Raw genomic sequence first — 19,309 nt, forward strand, 5'->3', positions numbered from 1 at the left:
ATATTTTTTATTAATAGTCTAAAGAAATATGGGGGGGGTTAAGGATTTGTTTAGAGTAATGTTTTATGCTCCAAATTTGCTGGTTACATTCATCAGATCTCTAATCATTTGTAGTACGTCTGATCCTCTGATACGGCATAGTCCTCCTTTTGCTGCTTGTCTTTCTCCGTATTCTGTGATGTCATCTACACGTAATCCGTCGGCTTTCATGAATACTGGTACTGGGTCTCCTGTATGGTCTCCTACTCCTACTGGTGTGGAGTGGTCTGCTGTTACGAATAGTACGATGTCATCAAGTTGGCTTACTTCTTTCATTATCACTGAATCAATTTTTTCTATGAAGTCTCTTTTACCGAATATGTCTCCGTCGTGTCCTGCTTCGTCTGCTCCGTCAACGTTTATGAGCATGAAGTCGTAGGTGTCGTCTTTCATGTATTTTATTATGTAGTCACGTACACTTTCTATGTCTGTGTTTATTCCTCCTGTTGCTCCTGGTATGTCTACTATGTCGAGTCCTGCTATTTTTGCTATTCCTTTGATTAGTCCGGTTTCTGCTACGCATACGCCTTTGAGTCCGTATTTTTCTTCGAATGATGGTACGTTTGGTACTGCTCCTACTCCTCTTGGTAGTACGATGTTTGCTGGGTTTTCACCATTTTTTATTCTTTCCTGGTTTACTGGGTGGTCTTTTAGTAGTTCGTAGGATTGTTTTACGAATTTGTTCACTAGGTCTGCGGTGTATTTTGCTTCTTCTGAGTCGTCTAATGCTTTTACTGTTTTTGGTTTGTTTCCTTCATGTTTTGGGTCTGCGTCACTTATTTGGTCGGATAGTCCTTCGCCTCTTAGTACTAGTACTGCTCTGTGTGCGTCTGATTCTTTGAAGATTACTTCTACGTTGTCGTCTAGTTTCATTGTGTTGATTGTTTCTGCGATTTTGTCTGTTCCTTCCATTATTCTTCCTGCACGTCTGTCGATTACGGTGAGGTCATCTTCTGCTGTTGAGAAGTTACATCTGAATGCTACGTCTCCTGGTTTTACGTCAACGTTTACTCCTGCTGCTTCGAAAGGTCCTCTTCCAGTGTAAACTTCGTATGGGTCGTAGCCTAGTAGTGTGAGGTGTGCGGTGTCACTGCCGGGTCTTACTCCTGGTCTTATTGTATCCATTATTCCGGTTATTCCTTCTTCTACCATTTTGTTCATGTATGGTGTGTTTGCTGCTTCGAGTGGTGTTTTGTTGTCTAGTTCTTTTACTGGACGATCTCCCATTCCGTCTATTACAAATATAATTCCTTTCATTTTATATCATACTCCGATACTTGTTATAATGATACCAACTAATGCTCCGACTACTGTGGCAGATAGGTTAACGTGTTCGTTGTTGAATAGTCCGCTACGTTCTAGTGTGGCTCCTAGCAAACTGTCTGCGAAGCATCCTATTGTTCCTGCAATTAATGCTATTATTATGCTGTTTGTCAGGTTTGGTGACACGTTTATTATGTATGAGCTTATTCCGATTATTGTTGCTCCTATTATTCCTGCCGTAGTTCCGAGTACTGATATTCCTCCGTCAGTACCTGGTTTTACTTGTTCCCTACTTGTTATTAGTATAGGTTTGCTTAGTACTCCTATTTCACTTGCCATAGTATCTGCTGTTGCTGTTGCTATTGCTCCTATGAATCCTGCATAATTTCCGAATAATGCCATTATCACTGGAACTATTCCATTGGATACTACGTTTCGTACTGTTCTTTTTTCGTGTTTAAGTCCGATTCTTTTCTTGTAATCTGATTTAAACTTTGTGAAAACTGAGCCTAAAAGTAGAAATAGTAAAAGTATTGCTAGCCAATTAAATCCTCTGTGTATTACTATAACTATTCCAATTATTGTTACAAATGCTGAGCCTAGTAGGTCTAGGGCTCCGCTTAGGTATACTATGATTCCGAATATTAGACAAATAATGAGGAATATTAATTGTATCATATAATAATTTTTGTGTTTTATTTATATAATAACTTTGGATATATTGTGTGTAAAAATAAAGAAAATTGGATGGAGGTTAAGTATTGTTTATTTTTTTCCTTTTATTAGTTGAAGTTTTTAGTTTAGTACTTTTGTTTTTATTGTTTCAACTTTTTTGAGTGGGTAAATTTTCTTTGCTTCGTGGTATATGTTTGATGCAAATTTACCTGAGATGATTTCTTTTACGAGTTCATCTAAGTTCTTTTCTGCTGCATTTTCAATAATCATTCTGTGCATTGTTTCTCTTATGAGTTTTTGTTGTGATGATTTTGCTCTTTTTACTGTGATTGCTAGCATGTGTACGTTTAGTTTTTGTCCGTCTTTTGTAGTTGCATCAGTTATTGTGTCTATACGGCTGGTTCCTCTTCTGATCATACTACGTGTGTAGTCGGTTGTTACTTTGTGTCCTGTGAATTTTGTGTATGCTCTTTCTCCGCTTACGTGGTCTACTTCGAAGAATAGTTTTACGTATTGTCTGCTGAAGTCGCCGGTTATTTCACGCATTGAGGTTTCTATTTTTCTTCCCACTAGCATTTCTGGTTCTCTTGCTGGGCTTGTTCCTAAGCTTGCTTCTTCAAAGTCTGCTGGTGCTAATATTTCGTACCATGTTTTTTCTCTCCAGGTGTCACGTACTCGTCTTCTTGCTTTTGCCATTATATCATTATCTCCTTATATTTTTTTTTATTGTAATTTTGTTATTAGTTTGATTTATGTTACAGCAATGTTTCATTCCTTTTTTTTTGCTGTTATATTTTTTTTGGGATTTTTTTTGGGTATGTTTGATTAGTTCCCAATTCTAATCACTTTTTTTTATTGAAAATGTTTAAATCTATTAAGTTTGAAAAGAATCCGTCAGGTCGTGTTATGGTAAATAAAACATGGTTTGTCTTTTATAAAAAAATTTAGATACGCATGACTTCTTGTTGTCATATTTTCTTATAATAATCCGTTTATTATTTTTGGATTATAAATTACCATAGACCTAGTCTATATCTTATTTTAATATTATATTTTTTATATAATAAATACTTGCCTATTGTCGGCGAGTAAAAAATTTTTGTTTAAAAGGAGTATACTGAAAGGAATCTTATGTTTGATTTAATCAGATATTGTCCCATATTTCTTCAAAATCATATTTTGAATCCTTTTCATGTGCATGAGTTTCCTTGTCCATGCTTATTATAAAATCATGTAATTTGTCTGAATATTCATTTTCAGTTAAATGTTCTGTGTTAAAGTATTTGTTCTCACTATTTTTCATTATTTCCTCGTATGAGAAGTCTGGGTAGTATAACTGTACGTATAATCTGGAATGTTTGTTTTGTGTTCCTGGTAGTGGTACCAGTTGTGCGTATGGTTCTATGTTTTCAAATATGAGTGTGTTAAGTTCTAGTTTTTCCTGAACTAGTTTTAACAGGTTATAGTATGTTAAACTAGATCTTTTAAGTTTTAAATCCTTTTTTGGATAGTAAAGTAGGCATTCATTGTATCCGTTGAACATTAGGATTCCTTTGATGTTGAAGTGTGTTTTGAAGAAGTTGTATGTTTTTTGTGTTTCTATTATTATTTCTTTGTTAAATCCAAGGTTTATTGATCTTCTTATGAACATGAATTTTTGGATTTCGTTTAATTTTGAGACTTCTTCTTGGATTACGGATGTGTCCTGTCTGAATCGGAATAGTATGTAGTTTTTCTCTGCATATTCCTCGAATTTGTTTATGTTGGTGTTGTCCCATCGTATAATGTTTTCATCTGTAAGGTAATTGTATAGGCTGATGTAGAACTCTGTGTTTTTAAATTCGTTTATTTTTTCTGCTAGTTCTTCTAAGTTTAGTATAGGGTAATTGGTGTATCCGGTTTCATCGTTTCCTATTGTTATTAGTCGGTTGAATGTTTCCCCATATAATTTTTCATATAGTTTGAACCAGTTTTCATCTATTTTCATAATAGATTCTCCTTTCAATATATTTTTTATTGATTTTATTCTAAATTATTTTTAAGAGTGAATGCTTTTTTATTAGTTGTGATTTACTCTTTTAATTATAGATATTAATTGTATAGTCAATTTTGTTAAAATATAATTTAATTTTAATCTAGCAAACTTTAAAATGATGTTTTTCTGATTCAATAAAAATAAAAAATATATGTTTAGTGGGAGGTTAGAATTTAATGTTATCTCGTTTATTCTGGCGACTTATGAATTCATCAAGGACTGCTTCAACAGACCCCTCTTCCTGGATGACCTTAATACCCATCTTTTCAACTTCAGCCTTAGCAACCATGCCCATTTTTTCACAAATAACAATATCGCAATTCTTGATAGCATCAGCTGATTTTTCCCATTCTTCACCATCAGGCCTACGATCTTTTGAAGAGAAGATAACATTATCGTATTCAATATTATGACTTTTTTCATCATACTTATAAATAACAAAATATTCACAAATACCAAAATGTTCCAAACGTTTACCATTACTCTTAACAGCAACTCCAATCTTTTTCATAAACTATCCCCCTTACTAATCTACACATATATTTTGTAAGTACTCCTTATTATTTTTAAGTTACAATATATAGTAGTATGAAAAAAAGAGTTCATATAATATACTGTCATCCAAGTACAAAGTCAACAACCTACCTAATAAAAGAGGAGTATATTAAAGGATTAAAGAGTGCCGATATAGAGTATACAATAACTGACTTATATGCATCTAAATTTAATCCGGACATATCGGAGGAGGAATATCTTCGAGAAAACAACAATATTCCACATAAATTATCAGAGGATGTTCTGTATGAACAGGAATTAATAAACAATTCGGATATTCTTACATTCATATTCCCATTATTCTGGATGGATGCACCTGCAAAACTTGTAGGATATTTCTCCAGGATTTTTACAAAAGGCTTCAAATATGGTGTAAATGAATATGATGAAGGAAGAATGAAACAGGTAAGTCAAACAAATTTTCTGATAACTACGGGCAGCAGTTTTGATGATTTAAAACGGGACGGAAAAATAAGTGCTCTGAAAACAATATTTGTGGATGATAGGCTTGCTGGTAAATCATTAAAAAATAGGATGTACTTCTTCTCAGAGACATCATATGAGAAAGAAAAAAGGTTACATAATAAGCAAAGATACGCAAAAAAAGCTAGAAGTATTGGAAGAAAAACTGTTTAAACATAATCTTCCTTTTTATAATTTGTGGTAGGTTGTGTTTGATTAACTAATTCAATAACTTCATCTACATCAACCAATGTATTAATACAACCATCCTTTAAAAGATAAACTCCCTGAGGATTAAAAGAATTCAGAGAAGTCATTGCAAGATTTAAATCAACAGGACAGGCAACACCAATAACTCCCTTAAAAGGCCTTTTCTTAACAACATTTTTAATAAAAGTTGAACCCGGAACAATATAAACATCAAGACCCTTCTTATCACTAATATTCTTAATAGTACCAATAGAACATTTGCCACAACAAACACATTCAATACCCTGTTCACCAAGTACAGCAGGACAATTAGTAGCCCTAAGACAATGAGGTAAAACCATAATCACATCAGTAGCATTCAGCTCACTGAATTTTTTCCTATTAACATTATTTCTAAGATCAATACCTATCTGATCAATAATCAAATCATTCAAATGTAATAATTGAAGCAATCTTTTAATAGTAGGATATGTTAAATTAAGAGTAAACAGTAATAAGTTTGGAAATATTAATTTATTTCTACGAATAAGGTAAAAACCAAGAATTAATGTTATACTGACTAGTATTAGTAAAATAATTAGTAAAATAACTACCAATTCGCCCAATAAGGTGTAAATATTTAAAGTTATCATGATAATTCGAATAATATTTATTAATATATACCTTTGTATCTTCTTGTTAATAATAATTTATAGAAATCTTTTTATTGTTTGGAATAGATATATAATAAATACTATTCTAATAAGTCATATTATTCTAAAATATTAATAGGATAATATATTTAATAGAATTCTTTATTTATAAAATAAAATATTAAAAAAAGTTTAATATGACTAAAATTGTAATTTATCATTCAAGAGAATGTGATCCTAAAAGATGCACATCCATAAAACTTCAAAAGCAGAACAAGGTATCCATTACACATAACATGCGTAAAATACCTTACAATGCAATAATATTAGATGCTGAAGCAACAAAAGCAGTATCTATGGAAGATAAAGATAAAATTACAAAATATGGACTGTCAGCATTGGACTGTTCCTGGAAGAAATTAAAAAACTCATCATTTAATTTCAAATCCAAGAAAAATCACAGGTTACTTCCATTCTTAGTAGCAGCAAACCCTGTTAACTATGGAAAACCATGTATACTTTCAAGTGCTGAAGCATTAAGTGCTGCATTATATATTGTAGGTTATAAGGATGAAGCTCATGATTTAATGAATTCATTTAAATGGGGTCCACATTTCATTTCACTTAATGAAAACTTATTAGAAGCCTATAGTGAGGCAAAAAACAGTACTGAAATTGTAAAGGTACAAAATGAATTCTTAGGAGGAAACTAACATGGCAAAATTTGAAGAAGCTGAAAACAGAATGTTCAACATTAAAATTTGTTTAAAATGTAACGCAAGAAACCCAGCTACTGCAAAATCCTGTAGGAAATGTGGTTACACTGGTTTAAGATTCAAAGCAAAAGAACCAAGAGGATAGATTAATTGTACTAAACCCAAAGTACAATTTATTTTTTTCCTTAAACAAATTTTTAAGCTCCAAAAAAACAACAATACTATTTCTATTATATAATAAGTAAATACTAATACTTTCAAATATTAAATTATAACCAAACAAATAATTTTTAAACAGGTACAAAAGAGTAGATATCAATGAATGTTGAAAATTATATTAATGAAACTTTAAAAGATCATAAATTACACTTCACACTAATCGATCCTGACGAACAAACACCAGAAGAAGCAGTAACCATAGCCAAAGAAGCCCAAAGAGCAAACAGTGACGGCATACTAGTAGGCGGTTCCATAACAGACCAGGACGATTTAAACCTCACAGTAAAAGCATTAAAAGAAAACGTGGACTTACCAGTAGTACTATTTCCAGGAAATATTAGTGGAGTAAGCAAATATGCAGATGCACTACTATTCATGAGTTTACTAAACTCAACAAACCCATACTGGATAACAGGAGCACAAGCATTATCCGCACCATCTATCAAAAAAATGGGCATAGAAACAATTCCAATGGGATACCTCATAATAGAACCTGGAGGAACAGTAGGATGGGTAGGTGATGCAAAGCCAGTACCACGAAAAAAATCAGACCTAGCACTAGCATACTCCATGGCAGCAGAATTCATGGGAATGAGAGTAATCTACCTGGAAGCAGGTTCCGGAGCAGATTCACACATACCACTAGACTTCATTGTAAAAGTAAAAAAATTAACCAATCTCATAGTCATAGTGGGTGGAGGTATAAGAACCGCAAAAGATGCACAGGAAGTCAGTCAAGCAGGTGCAGACATAGTAATCACAGGAACCGTTGTAGAAGAAACAGAGGATACCTATAACAAGATTAAAGAATTAACTGATGCAATACATTAATTCTCTAAAAATTTATTTTTTCTTCTTTTTTTAGCATTAGGTAGTGTAACAATTATCGTGTTTTTAGGATAATTGTTATGGGCCACTTTAATTCAATTTTAATTTCAGTATTCTATTTCTTAATTTGTATTCATTATCAAGATAAAGAAATATAAGACACTCACTAATTAGTAGAGCTTGTAAAAATCAATATCATTTTTGATAAAATAAACTAATTAATTAATTATTATCCCATTGTTTTCTTAATTTTAAGATATTCTTCATAATGATTAATATTTAATAATTCAAGTTCGTTTTCTTCTTTTATTGCATAGAATTCAACGTTATCCTTAATCATTTCTCTAAGTATTGGGTTTAGGTTATCATCTTTGTCATAAATGTATCTGTATAATAGTTTTCCATAACAGCAGAATGGCATTCCAAGTCCCTCGGCCGTATCTAGTTTTCCTGTTTTTCTTCGTCTTAATATGCTTATAGTATTCTCTGGGTGTTCTGATTCTCTTAGTACTTTTATCATATTGTTTATTGTTTTTGTTGTTAAGGTTGGCTGGTCTGCTGCTGCATATAAATAATACTTATCCTGCCCGTTTTTCAAGGCATTTTCAATAGTTTTTGACAAGCCTACTTCTGGATTTTCATTAATGCTGATATTCACCTTGTCCTCTAGGGAATATTCTCGTAGTATGTTAAGTATTTCTTCCTTATGATGTCCTAAGCAAACAGTTACCTCTTCTATTTCTGATGCAAATATCTTTTCAAGAGTATGTACTAGTATCGGCTTATTGTTCAGTTCTAATCGTAGCTTATGCACGGGTTTCTTGTTCATCTTTTTAAAATCGTTTATCATTCTGGAGTTTTTACCAGCTGCTGTTACTATAGCATCCATATTATATCACTCATAAAAAAAAATTTATATAAAAAAAGGTTTGTTTTTGGGGGGTTATCTATTTTTTTTTCTTATTATTTATTCTGAAGTTGTGCTTACATCAGTAGTGTTGTTTGCACTTGTCGTGTTGTTCGCACTGGTTGAATTATCTACAAGTTGATAGACTTCAGTATGGATGGTAGTGTCTCCACTAGATCCTGTAGTCCACATTTTAACTATCACAGGGTAATCATTCACATTACTTAAGCCCACATCAATTGTTGGCCTGTATTCGTAGAGGATGGATTCATAGTCACCTGACATACCGACTGGTAATGGATTGTCTAATGATAACCATGCTTCTCTTAATGATCTTCCTGCCGGACATACACCGTGTGTAGCTGAACCTGATGCTGCTTCTGCTTCTGGGATAGATGTGAAGCTAACTCTATCTTTTCCGTGTGCTGTACTATTTCCTGGTACGAATGTACCATTCCATCCTCTTGCAAATTCTCTGGCATTTGCTGCACGAATTTCTGTAGGATATTCAGCTAGGTATTCAAGATAACTTGTTCCACTACTTACTTTAACTAATGATGCATTATTATCATATACTAGTACAGGGTTGCCTGGTGTGTAGTCAAGCATGTATTTGTAAACGTCTTCACCGAATAGGCGTGTGATGTTATCTTTACCGTGAACGCCTGGTCTGTTGTCACTAAATCCTCCAAGATAGTAATCTACTGTCATGTTACTACCTTCTTTAGCATCTTCTGCCCAGGATTTTATTTCGGCTGCTGATACGTAATCAATAGGAACGGAGTCATTATTAATATCTTTAATAGCTACTGTGTTTATTGTTTCATTATTTTTAACTAATTTAATGTTTTCTCCGTCTTTAACTGCTACGGTATCAGAATATTTGTGTGCCCAAAGGATTTCATTTGTCTTTTCGACAGTAATTTCCCCTTTTTCATCAACTACAGCTTTACCTATTCCATCTAGTTCATCGGATATGTGTCCGTCTGATGTTATGTATTTTTCATTTTTTATAACATTTTTTGGTGCAGCACCGGTTATTATTGATGTTGCAAATGTTACCACATCTCCTCGTCCTAAAGGTCTGAGGATGTTCAGAGGATTGGAAGCTATAGGTTCTTTCCGGATGTTAGCATTATCTACTAGTACATCTCCTTTAACAACTGTAGATCCATTTTCGACAAGTACTGCGTCATTTACAGGTGTTGAACTTGTAATTGTATGGCACAGAACTCCTGAAGCAAGCACTGTGATAATCAGTACTCCAATTAACAAATAAGGACTTGTTAGTTTTGCCATTTATTAATTAACCTCTTAAAAATGTATAATGTATTTAAAATTTTTTCATTAGTATATATTATATTGTTAATTATTTATATATTTATAGTGAATATATTAAAAAAAAAGATTAAACTGGGGCTTAATTCACCAGTTTAGATGTGATAAGGGTTATTTTTGACTGACCATTCCCGCCAATAAAAATCTTCTTATTATGCAGTGTTTCAATAAATTTAATGATGTCTTCAATATTTTTAATAACTCTTAAATCCTTATCATAACCCAACTTGTTAAGGTACTGAACATAATCATATGTAGTATCATCAAGTCCAGGGAATATTATTAAAGTGTCAGGGGAATATTTTTTAATGTAATCAAGAATATTAAACCTGCAAGTCTCATGTTTACGCGGAGTACCAATAATCACAGTATCAAAGCGTTCTTCATCCATAACTGCCCTAAGTGCATCAACATTATCAGTTTTTCCAGAAACTATCTCATTGCTACCATAATCCAGTTTAACAGTTCTTCCCTCTACAGAGGTGAAAGATTCAAGAGATTTGATAATCCGAGTATCAGAAATTCCAAGCTCACAACAAGCAATTCTTGCAGCCTCAGCATTCTGAAGATTAAACTTTCCAAACAAGTTCAATTCCCCATCATAACTATCAAAGAATAACGTTTTTGAACCCGTATTTTCTAATTTTAAAAGATTATCATCATTACTGTTAAGAACTGCTACTTTGTCCTCGATAAAGCATCCAACTTCCTCAGTATAATGTTCAAGAGAATGATGAACATCCATATGATCAAAGCCAATATTAGTTACAACAACAAGATCAATATCAAATACATAATTACAGAAGTCAAGAGTCATATCACAAACTTCAATAACCATATAATCATATTCATCCTCATTAGCCCTGAGCAGCAAATCATTATAACCGGAAAATCCTCCACCACCATTACCACCAAGAACCACATCATAACCTGCATCAGAAAGTATCTGATAAATCATGTGACTGGTAGTGGTCTTACCATTAGTTCCCGTGACTGCAATGGTCTTAATATCTTTATGTTTGGTAAAAATATCACTAATAAACAGGCCACGATCAATAATGTTATGTGCAATTTCCTTATTAAACAGGCTCGGACTAACACTAACAGCATCAGACTTATAAATCTTGTCAAGATTATGACTACCAATTTCCAAATCCAACAATTCATCATCAATACTGGCCTCATCTAGTAAATGTAAGTCAATATTCCTGTTAATATCTGAAGAATAAACATCATAGCCTCTTTTTAATAAACTAATAGTTGCCTGTTGTCCCTCGACACCTAAACCAACAACACTAATGTGCATTATTATTTACTCCTAAAAATATTATAATATTATCTTTGCTACTACTCATATTTACATTTTAAACCAAAATACTAAAAGCCACATTTTAAATATATTGATTATAATAATAATTATCAGTGATTAAAGAATAAAACATAAACTAGTCATTCAATTATTTTAATAATTTAAAGAAATAATAGGGAGTTTTTGGTTTAAATGAAAAATTTAACAAAAGATATTATAAAAAAAATCAACGAAGTAAAACAACCAATGAAAATTATGCACGTATGCGGATCACACGAACACACAATAATGTATAACGGTATAAGATCAATGCTACCACCAGAAGTAGAAATAGTAGCAGGACCAGGATGCCCAGTATGCGTAGTACCAGCAAGAGAAATAGACGAATGCGTAGCACTAGCAGAACAAGGAGTAACAGTAACAATATTCGGAGACATGCTCAGAGTACCAGGAACAGAAAAATCATTAGCAGACGCAAAAGCAGAAGGAGCAGATGTCAGAATAGTCTACGGAATAGGAAACGCAGTAGACCTGGCAAACGAAATAGACAATGATGTAGTATTCATGTCAGCAGGATTTGAAACAACAGCACCAACCACTGCAAGCGAAATGCTCAGTAATCCACCAGAAAACTTCTCAGTACTAAGCAGTCACAGACTAATACCACCAACACTAGACTTCCTAGTACACGACGAAGTAAAACTAGACGGACTAATAGAACCAGGACACGTATGTACAATAATAGGAACAAAACCATTCAATTACCTATCAGAAGACTACGGAATACCACAAGCAGTAGCAGGATTCAACCCACTAGACATACTATACTCAATATACCTAATACTAAAACAGAAAAAAGAAGACAACCCAAGAGTACAAAACGAATACAAAAGAGCAGTACGTGAAGAAGGAAACGTAAAAGCAATAGCAGCAATGGACGAAGTATTCGAAGTAACAACCAAAGAATGGAGAGGATTCCCAGAAATACCAAACTCCATATACGAACTCAAAAAAGAATTCGATGACCACAACGCCAGAAAAAAATATGACATGGACCTGCCAGACACACAAAACGTGCCACAAGGATGTATCTGCGGACCAATCCTAAGAGGAATGGCAAGACCAGAAGACTGCAAACTATTCCGCGGAGAATGCAACCCACTACACCCAATAGGAGCATGTATGGTAAGTAAAGAAGGAACATGTAACATAGCATACAGATACTCCAAGATGGATGACTAAACACAAAGTAGGAGAATAAAAAACATGGAAAATATAGTTGAAAACATAATAAACAAACTAACAAAACAAGTAGACTACTCAGAAGTATTCCTGGAACAAGAAAAATCAACAGAAGTATCAGTACTAAACGATGAAGTAAACTACGCAAAAGAAGAAGACATAACAGGGATAGGAGTACGAGTAATAAACAACCAACAACAAGGATTCTCCTACACAACAAACATAAACAGGATAGATGAAGTAATACAACAAGCAATAAAAAACTCAAAACTAAACAATCCCGACGAAAACCTCGCAATAATAGAAAAACCAGAAAAATACACAACAGTAAAAGGACTATATGACCCACGAATAGAAGACATCACACTACAAGAAGCAATACAAACATGCAACAACATAATAAGCATGGTAAAAGAAGAAGAATGCCAGCCAACATCAGCAGAATATGAAGTAGCAACAGGAAAAACAATACTAGCAAACTCCAATGGAGTATTCGTATCAGAAGAACAGACAAGCTCAGGAATATCAGTATCATTAAACGCCCCAGAAGATGAAGGATACTCAAGTGCATACGAATACGATGTAAGTCACACAACAGACCTCGACATAGAAAGAGTAGTACAGGAATCCACAAACCTCGCAAAAAACTCCAGGGGAGGAAAAGCAACACAAACAAGAACAACCACAGTAATACTAGACTACTTCGCATTAACAGGACTACTTGGAACATTCTTCTCAGCACTAAGCAGTGAAAACACACAAAGAGGAAGATCATACTTCCAAGACAAACTAGGACAACAAGTAGCAAACGAATCATTCTCATTATATGATGATGCAACAATACCAGGAGCAAACGCATCATCCAAATTTGATGATGAAGGAACACCATCAGAAAAAACAGAACTAATCAAAGACGGAGTACTAAACAGTTTCATCTACGACACATACCATGCAAACAAGGAAGAAGGAAATGTTAAAACAACCGCAAACGCTTCAAGGTCCGGATTTAACTCAGTACCTCACGTTGGATTCACAAACTTACAACTGGACTTTAAAGAAAAAACAGACCTAACAGAAATCAAAGAAGCAATAACAGTAAACAGTGTAATGGGAGCACATACGGCAAACCCAATAACTGGTGACTTCTCAGTAGAAGCACGAAATGCTTTTGAAATAAAAAATGGTGAAATAAAAAATCCAATCAAAAAGGCAATGATATCTGGTAACATCTTTGACATAATAAAAACAGCAACAGCACTAAACAGTCAAACAAGACAGGTAGGATCCTGTATAACACCGAAGGTAATTGCAGAAAATCTAAGAGTAATAGGATAATAAGAATATACATTAACCTTATTATACTCTTCTTTCACGGGAAGTAAATAATTATTCCTTCTTCAACATCTCCTAATTCCAATAAAATCCCCATACATTTATTATTCAATAATGTTTCTAAACTCTAAAGTGTATGACTATTGTGATTATTTTTTTACTTAACTAATATATTATATACATTAAATCACTTCCTTATAATATCCTATTTTTATTATATGATTGGAGAATATGTGCCCTTCTGAAGAATCTAGGATAATGAAAAATCCCTATTTTATTAGATTAATCAGAAATTTATACTAATTTTTAATTTTTTTAAACAAAAACATGAGAATTTAAATATTATAAAAAATATAATAATATGTAATATAAAATTCCAGTCATTAATATAAATGGATACAAACGTTCAGGGTAATAGATTTTTTAATAAATTTTATCCATATCATTTAACAATATTTTAAACAACTAAAAGGAGTCGAGTAAATGTTTTGTAAAAAATGTGGGTCACAATTAAACGAAGGCGACGCATTCTGTGCTAAATGTGGAGCAAAAGTAAACGAAGAAATTAAAAAAGAAGAATATGATCCTCTAGTTGCACTAGACAAAGGAGAATCCATAGAAGAAGATGTAATATGGCAAGAAGCACCAATAGATGAAGAATCAATCATAATAAAAAATACAGGAATTGAACCAAAAGCAGAACCAGTTATGGGCGAAATAGATGACTCATTACAAGTAGTTGAGAAAAAAGAATCTAACTTCAAAGAAAATGTAAGTCAGGGAATAAGAGCAGCAAAAGCAACAATAGCAAATCCAATAAAACCAAGAAAAAGAAGTAAACCAACAACACCAAAACCATCAATAACTCCTGAAGAAGTAATAATCCCAGAAACAAAAACAGAAAACATACAAGAAACCATACCACAAGAAACAGTACAAACAACACAACAAGTAGTAACAGAAACAATACAAGAAGAACCAGTAGTAACAGAACCAGTAGTAACAGAAGCAGTACAAGAAGCACCAGTAGTAGAAGAAACTGTTGTAGAAGAACCAGTAGTTACAGAAACAGTAACAGAAGAAGTTCCAACAGATACTGTAGTAGCAAATGATGAAGTTGTAGATATATTTGATGATTTTATAGTGGATGATTCATTTACACTAGAAGATGAATCACCACTAATAACACCAGATCATGTTGAGGAACCAGCTCCTGAACCAGTAGTGGAACAGGTACCAGAACCAGCAGCAGAACCAGTACCAGAACCAGTACCAGAACCAGTACCAGAACCAGTAGTAGAACAGGCACCAATAATCGAAGAAGCACCAACACAAAAAATAGTACCACAAGAAGTCACACCAAAACAAGCAACATTCGAAGAAATACCAGAACCAGTCATAAAACAAGAACCAACAATCCAAACACCAAAACCAGAACCAATAATTCCAACAATACAAAAACCAGAAACAAAACCAGAACCACAACCACAAACAGTACCAAAAGCAGTAACACCAACAAAAACAGAACCAGAACAAATAGACCTAGAAGAACTAGTAAACGAAGACAATGACACACCAATAATAAACTCAATAAAAGAATCAAGAAACCAAAACCAAGTAATCAAAAAGAAAACCACAAAACCACAAGTAGAAGTAAACGAAGCAGACGAGGAAATAAAATCCAAATTCAACACAAAACTAGACGATGAACTAATCGACGAATCATTTGACGTAGACGAAAACATCAACTCAATAACAAGCAGAATAACAACAATACTAATAATAATACTCATACTAATAATCGCAGTAGTAGTAGCAACATTCCTATTACAAAACATAGGGTTATAAAACCAAAAAAAGAATATTACCACCATCAAAACAATTTTTTTTTTTAAACAATAATCCCAAGATGTGATGAAAAATGATATTCGAAGAAAGACGAAATGACATATCACGTATAAACGAGATAGTACGTGTACTCATAAAATACGGATTCGAATCATTAACATCATACATCGTAAACAGAAACAAAGCACCATTCTCAAACGAAGACATATCAGAAGAAATACCAAACGACTACACAGTAAGAATAAGATACGTGCTAGAAGAACTGGGAACAACATTCATCAAACTAGGACAAACACTAAGCACATACCCAGAACTCATAGGATTTGAACTAGCAGAAGAACTAACCCACCTACAAGAATCAGCACCAATAGACGATTACGAAACAGTAAAAGAAATAATAGAAACAGAATTTTCAAAACCAATAAATGAAATATTCGAAGACTTCAGCGAAGAACCAATAGCATCAGCAAGTGTAGGACAAGTACACACAGCACTCATAAACAACGAAAAAGTAGCAGTAAAAGTACAACACCCAGGACTAGAACAAACACTAAAAAGTGACATACGCATAATGAAAATAATAGCAAACCGGATAGATAACAGTTTAGACATAGCAAAATCATACAACCTACCAGGATTAGTAGAAGTATTTGAAAGAGACATAAAAAAAGAAATAGACTACAAATTCGAGGCAATGAACGCAATACACCTGAGAGACCTACTAAAAAAAGATCCAGTATACATACCAGAAATACACATGGAATACACCACCAAAAAAGTACTAACAATGGAATACCTAGACGGAGTAAGCTTAAACAAAGTACTAAAATCAGACGATGAAAAATATGACAAAAAACAAATAGCACTACAAGGAGCAGACTCCTTCATCAAACAAATATTACTATACGGATTTTATCATGCAGACCCACACCCAGGAAACATATTTGTACTAGAAGACAACCAACTCTCATTCGTAGACTTCGGAATGATGGGACACTTAGACAATGACCTAAGAGAAGACCTAGCACAACTATTCATATTCATATCCGAAGGAGACGCCAAACTACTCACAAAACAACTAATCTACATGGGAATAATAGAAGACTCAGTAGAATACAAGGAAGTAGAATACGAGATAATGCAACTATTAGACCAATACTATGGAATGCAATTCAATGACATATCAGGAGTACTAAGAGGACTAATCGAAAACGACCTACTAAACGAATACGGAGTAATCCTACCCCGAGACCTGATGATGGTAATAAGAACACTATCAATGATAGACGACATAGGAAAATCATTATACCCAGACTTCAACACAACAGAAATAGTAAAACCATACGCACTACGAATGCTGGTAAACACACTACACCCAAAAAGAGCATTCCTCAAAGGAACATCCGCATTCATGGACATACAACACCTAGCCAAAAGACTACCAGAATCACTACTAAACTTCTTCAGCATAGTAGAAGAAGGACACCTGAAAATATCCATAGACCAAGCAGAACTAACAACAATCGACAGACTAGTATCCAGAATAGTAAACGAAGTCATACTAGCCATAATAACAGCAGCACTACTAATGGGATCATCACTCATAATGGGCATAGAAACCGAACTAAAAATATGGGGATACCCAGTACTAGGATTCGTAGGATTCACATTCAGCGCAATATTCGGAGTAATACTGATGATCCTCATCATAAGAGGCGGAAACTACTAGAAAGTATTTAATTTCAATATTGAAGATACCAATTCACCTCCTTAAAAACTATTTTTAACACAAACAATGAAAAAGACCAAAAACAAATACACAATCAATAATAGAGACAATAAACACATAGAATAAGAGAACGTAATCGTTATTGTTAATGATTATTTTTACGGATATAATAATATTGTTAGTTTATTAGAACAAAATTATGTTTAAATAATATTGTAAGCAAAATAGAAGTATCATATTATTTGTAAATAAAGTTTAATCTATACAAATTCTAATCAATGTAAACTATCAGTACTTTGTGATGGATATGAGTAAATTATTGTAAGAATAATTAATTGAAAACTTTCAGAAGATTATTCTATACTATCCCCAATAATTTCAGAATAGTTACTATCTTGATAATAATATCTAAGATTAGTAGTAATTTCTGTAAGTCAGTGCAATACATATAATCACCTCCACCAACGTACACCAAACAGTACTAATCAAAGGGTTAAATTAGGTTTGGGAGAGGTTAGGCTTATTAAAGTCGATAGAATGATTAAAATGTATTAGAAATAAACATTTACTTACCCAGTAATGTTTTTGTTTTAAATAATATAAATAAAATTAGGAATAAGATATTTGAAATATTTTAATTAAAATTAGCGTTAAATCATATATGTAAAGATAGTAAAAAAATACTATCTCTTTATATGATTACCCTTTGAAATATGTATCACACTGACTTGAACATATTCTGTATAATATTATGATTAATGTTAGTATTTATAGATTATGTTATTTTCATACTCCTCTGTTTAGTTTTATGTTACTTAACCTGTTTTTGTTTTGTCGGATCATGTTTCATGAAATGTATAATTTTATATCCTAGTTATTGTAGTTTTTTAATATATTTTGTTCATGTTTACCATTGTGATTACATTTCTTGTTTCGTGGTATTCTATATTATTATTGTTGTCTTATGTTATCAGTTATGTTTTCAGTTAAATAATGGTTCCGAATTATTTTTCGTTAAATTCCACTATAACGAAGAAAAAAATGAAAGTTCCTCTAACCTAGAAGTTAATTTTACTTCTAGATAATGAGGGTATAGGGTTTATAGTAAAAATAGTACTGTTAAAACAGCTTAAAAAAATAATAATTCTTTGAAGTTAAGTGGGGTGTTTAACTTCAAATTTCTTTTTTATTTTGGGATTTAATTATGTGTTTTTTCTTTTCTTATATAGTCTTTTATTTCTGGGACTTAATGAAGTTTAAATATTTTCTCTATAATGTTTATATTATTTGATATAGGAGTGAGTAATCCCAATAAAAGATTAAATTTTATATTATTGTTTATATTGTCATCATCATTAACACCACCTTGATGTTCAAAAGGGAGAAAAGGGGAGAGTATCCCTTTTTATGTCATTACTTTGCTTATGCTGTTTTCTGTTGGTGCTTCTATTTTCACTAGTTTTCCATCCGGGATGTATTGGAATTTGTATTGTTGTCTTCCATCATCCCTCTCGGTTTTGAAGTATCCGTCTTTACCGTTTATTGATTTTTTGGTGTAGCCGTAAGCGTTTATTGCTTGTACTGGTTTGCCGTTGTTGAGGACTCCTACTGTTAGTTCGAGTTTGTCTCCGTTGCTGTTTATGTATTCACGTGTTACTTTGTTGTCTACTCTTGTTCCGTCGATGTCTTCTACGTCTAGGCCGTCTTCGTCCATGTGTGTTGTGTCTACGTCGCTTTCGTGTGGGTTGAATCCGTCTAGTACTTTTAGGTTTATTCCATTTATATTTGTATCTTGTGCTGCGTTGACTGCTGTTATGAGTGAGCCTGCAGCTATTAGTATTAATCCGATCATTAATATGTTTTTCAGGTTCATTATCATCACCACTGATAATATTGTGTTTGATGGGTGTTTTTCTTTCCCATCTCTACTTATTAGTTTGTATTGGTTTTTATATAAATGTTTTCGACTG

Annotated in this window: 18 protein-coding genes; 8 read left to right on the forward strand and 10 right to left on the reverse strand. The window is 33.0% G+C overall.

Features of this window, described 5'->3' with window-relative positions:
- Positions 1–63 precede the first annotated feature (63 nt).
- From PXD04_RS20035 to PXD04_RS20055, 5 genes are all read right to left on the reverse strand, one after another.
- Complete coding sequence (locus PXD04_RS20035; RefSeq protein WP_323736581.1) at positions 64–1,296, reverse strand: 2,3-bisphosphoglycerate-independent phosphoglycerate mutase; 1,233 nt, start codon at positions 1,294–1,296, stop codon at positions 64–66.
- 6 nt (positions 1,297–1,302) lie between these two features.
- Positions 1,303–1,980, reverse strand: a complete 678-nt coding sequence (locus PXD04_RS20040; RefSeq protein ID WP_323736582.1) for a TIGR00297 family protein — start codon at positions 1,978–1,980, stop codon at positions 1,303–1,305.
- Between the two features lie 117 nt (positions 1,981–2,097).
- Positions 2,098–2,673, reverse strand: coding sequence for a 30S ribosomal protein S3ae (locus tag PXD04_RS20045; RefSeq protein ID WP_323736583.1), 576 nt, complete (start codon positions 2,671–2,673; stop codon positions 2,098–2,100).
- A 448-nt stretch (positions 2,674–3,121) separates the two neighbouring features.
- Positions 3,122–3,964 carry a hypothetical protein gene (locus PXD04_RS20050; protein ID WP_323736584.1) on the reverse strand — a complete coding sequence of 281 codons (843 nt, stop codon included), beginning with the start codon at positions 3,962–3,964 and terminating at the stop codon, positions 3,122–3,124.
- A 214-nt stretch (positions 3,965–4,178) separates the two neighbouring features.
- Positions 4,179–4,523 carry a NifB/NifX family molybdenum-iron cluster-binding protein gene (locus PXD04_RS20055; protein WP_323736585.1) on the reverse strand — a complete coding sequence of 115 codons (345 nt, stop codon included), beginning with the start codon at positions 4,521–4,523 and terminating at the stop codon, positions 4,179–4,181.
- A gap of 77 nt (positions 4,524–4,600) precedes the next feature.
- On the opposite strand from PXD04_RS20055, the gene PXD04_RS20060 reads away from it, so the two are divergent.
- Complete coding sequence (locus PXD04_RS20060; protein ID WP_323736586.1) at positions 4,601–5,203, forward strand: NAD(P)H-dependent oxidoreductase; 603 nt, start codon at positions 4,601–4,603, stop codon at positions 5,201–5,203.
- Here PXD04_RS20060 and PXD04_RS20065 read toward each other — a convergent pair.
- Positions 5,200–5,835 carry a DUF116 domain-containing protein gene (locus PXD04_RS20065; RefSeq protein WP_323736587.1) on the reverse strand — a complete coding sequence of 212 codons (636 nt, stop codon included), beginning with the start codon at positions 5,833–5,835 and terminating at the stop codon, positions 5,200–5,202. The genes PXD04_RS20060 and PXD04_RS20065 overlap by 4 nt on opposite strands.
- A gap of 233 nt (positions 5,836–6,068) precedes the next feature.
- Here PXD04_RS20065 and PXD04_RS20070 point away from each other — a divergent pair, with 233 nt between their 5' ends.
- From PXD04_RS20070 to PXD04_RS20080, 3 genes are all read left to right on the forward strand, one after another.
- Complete coding sequence (locus PXD04_RS20070) at positions 6,069–6,584, forward strand: DUF367 family protein (protein WP_323736588.1); 516 nt, start codon at positions 6,069–6,071, stop codon at positions 6,582–6,584.
- Between the two features lies 1 nt (position 6,585).
- Positions 6,586–6,732, forward strand: coding sequence for a 50S ribosomal protein L40e (locus tag PXD04_RS20075; RefSeq protein WP_011406868.1), 147 nt, complete (start codon positions 6,586–6,588; stop codon positions 6,730–6,732).
- A 173-nt stretch (positions 6,733–6,905) separates the two neighbouring features.
- Positions 6,906–7,637, forward strand: coding sequence for a geranylgeranylglyceryl/heptaprenylglyceryl phosphate synthase (locus PXD04_RS20080; protein WP_323736589.1), 732 nt, complete (start codon positions 6,906–6,908; stop codon positions 7,635–7,637).
- 226 nt (positions 7,638–7,863) lie between these two features.
- Here the strand turns inward: PXD04_RS20080 and PXD04_RS20085 are convergent, their stop codons facing one another.
- The 3 genes from PXD04_RS20085 to PXD04_RS20095 form a co-directional block, all read right to left on the reverse strand.
- Entirely contained in the window at positions 7,864–8,523 is a 660-nt protein-coding gene (locus tag PXD04_RS20085; RefSeq protein ID WP_323736590.1) for an NTP transferase domain-containing protein, read from the reverse strand.
- A 78-nt stretch (positions 8,524–8,601) separates the two neighbouring features.
- Entirely contained in the window at positions 8,602–9,840 is a 1,239-nt protein-coding gene (locus PXD04_RS20090; RefSeq protein WP_323736591.1) for a hypothetical protein, read from the reverse strand.
- 121 nt (positions 9,841–9,961) lie between these two features.
- Entirely contained in the window at positions 9,962–11,185 is a 1,224-nt protein-coding gene (locus PXD04_RS20095; protein ID WP_323736592.1) for a Mur ligase family protein, read from the reverse strand.
- Positions 11,186–11,380: 195 nt separating this feature from the next.
- On the opposite strand from PXD04_RS20095, the gene hypD reads away from it, so the two are divergent.
- From hypD to PXD04_RS20115, 4 genes are all read left to right on the forward strand, one after another.
- A complete protein-coding gene (gene hypD / locus PXD04_RS20100) occupies positions 11,381–12,430 on the forward strand; it encodes a hydrogenase formation protein HypD (protein WP_323736593.1) in 1,050 nt (349 codons plus the stop codon).
- 24 nt (positions 12,431–12,454) lie between these two features.
- Positions 12,455–13,765 (forward strand): TldD/PmbA family protein, encoded by a 1,311-nt coding sequence (locus PXD04_RS20105; protein ID WP_323736594.1) that lies wholly within the window; start codon positions 12,455–12,457, stop codon positions 13,763–13,765.
- A gap of 480 nt (positions 13,766–14,245) precedes the next feature.
- On the forward strand, positions 14,246–15,610 hold the full coding sequence (locus tag PXD04_RS20110; protein ID WP_323736595.1) for a zinc ribbon domain-containing protein: 1,365 nt from the start codon (positions 14,246–14,248) through the stop codon (positions 15,608–15,610).
- A 73-nt stretch (positions 15,611–15,683) separates the two neighbouring features.
- Positions 15,684–17,339 (forward strand): ABC1 kinase family protein, encoded by a 1,656-nt coding sequence (locus PXD04_RS20115; RefSeq protein ID WP_323736596.1) that lies wholly within the window; start codon positions 15,684–15,686, stop codon positions 17,337–17,339.
- Between the two features lie 1,405 nt (positions 17,340–18,744).
- On the opposite strand, the gene PXD04_RS20120 is transcribed toward PXD04_RS20115, so the two are convergent.
- Positions 18,745–19,212: a hypothetical protein gene (locus PXD04_RS20120; RefSeq protein WP_323736597.1), complete on the reverse strand. Its 468-nt coding sequence runs from the start codon at positions 19,210–19,212 to the stop codon at positions 18,745–18,747.
- Positions 19,213–19,309: the final 97 nt, after the last annotated feature.

Source organism: Methanosphaera sp. ISO3-F5, assembly GCF_034480035.2.
GTDB lineage: Archaea > Methanobacteriota > Methanobacteria > Methanobacteriales > Methanobacteriaceae > Methanosphaera.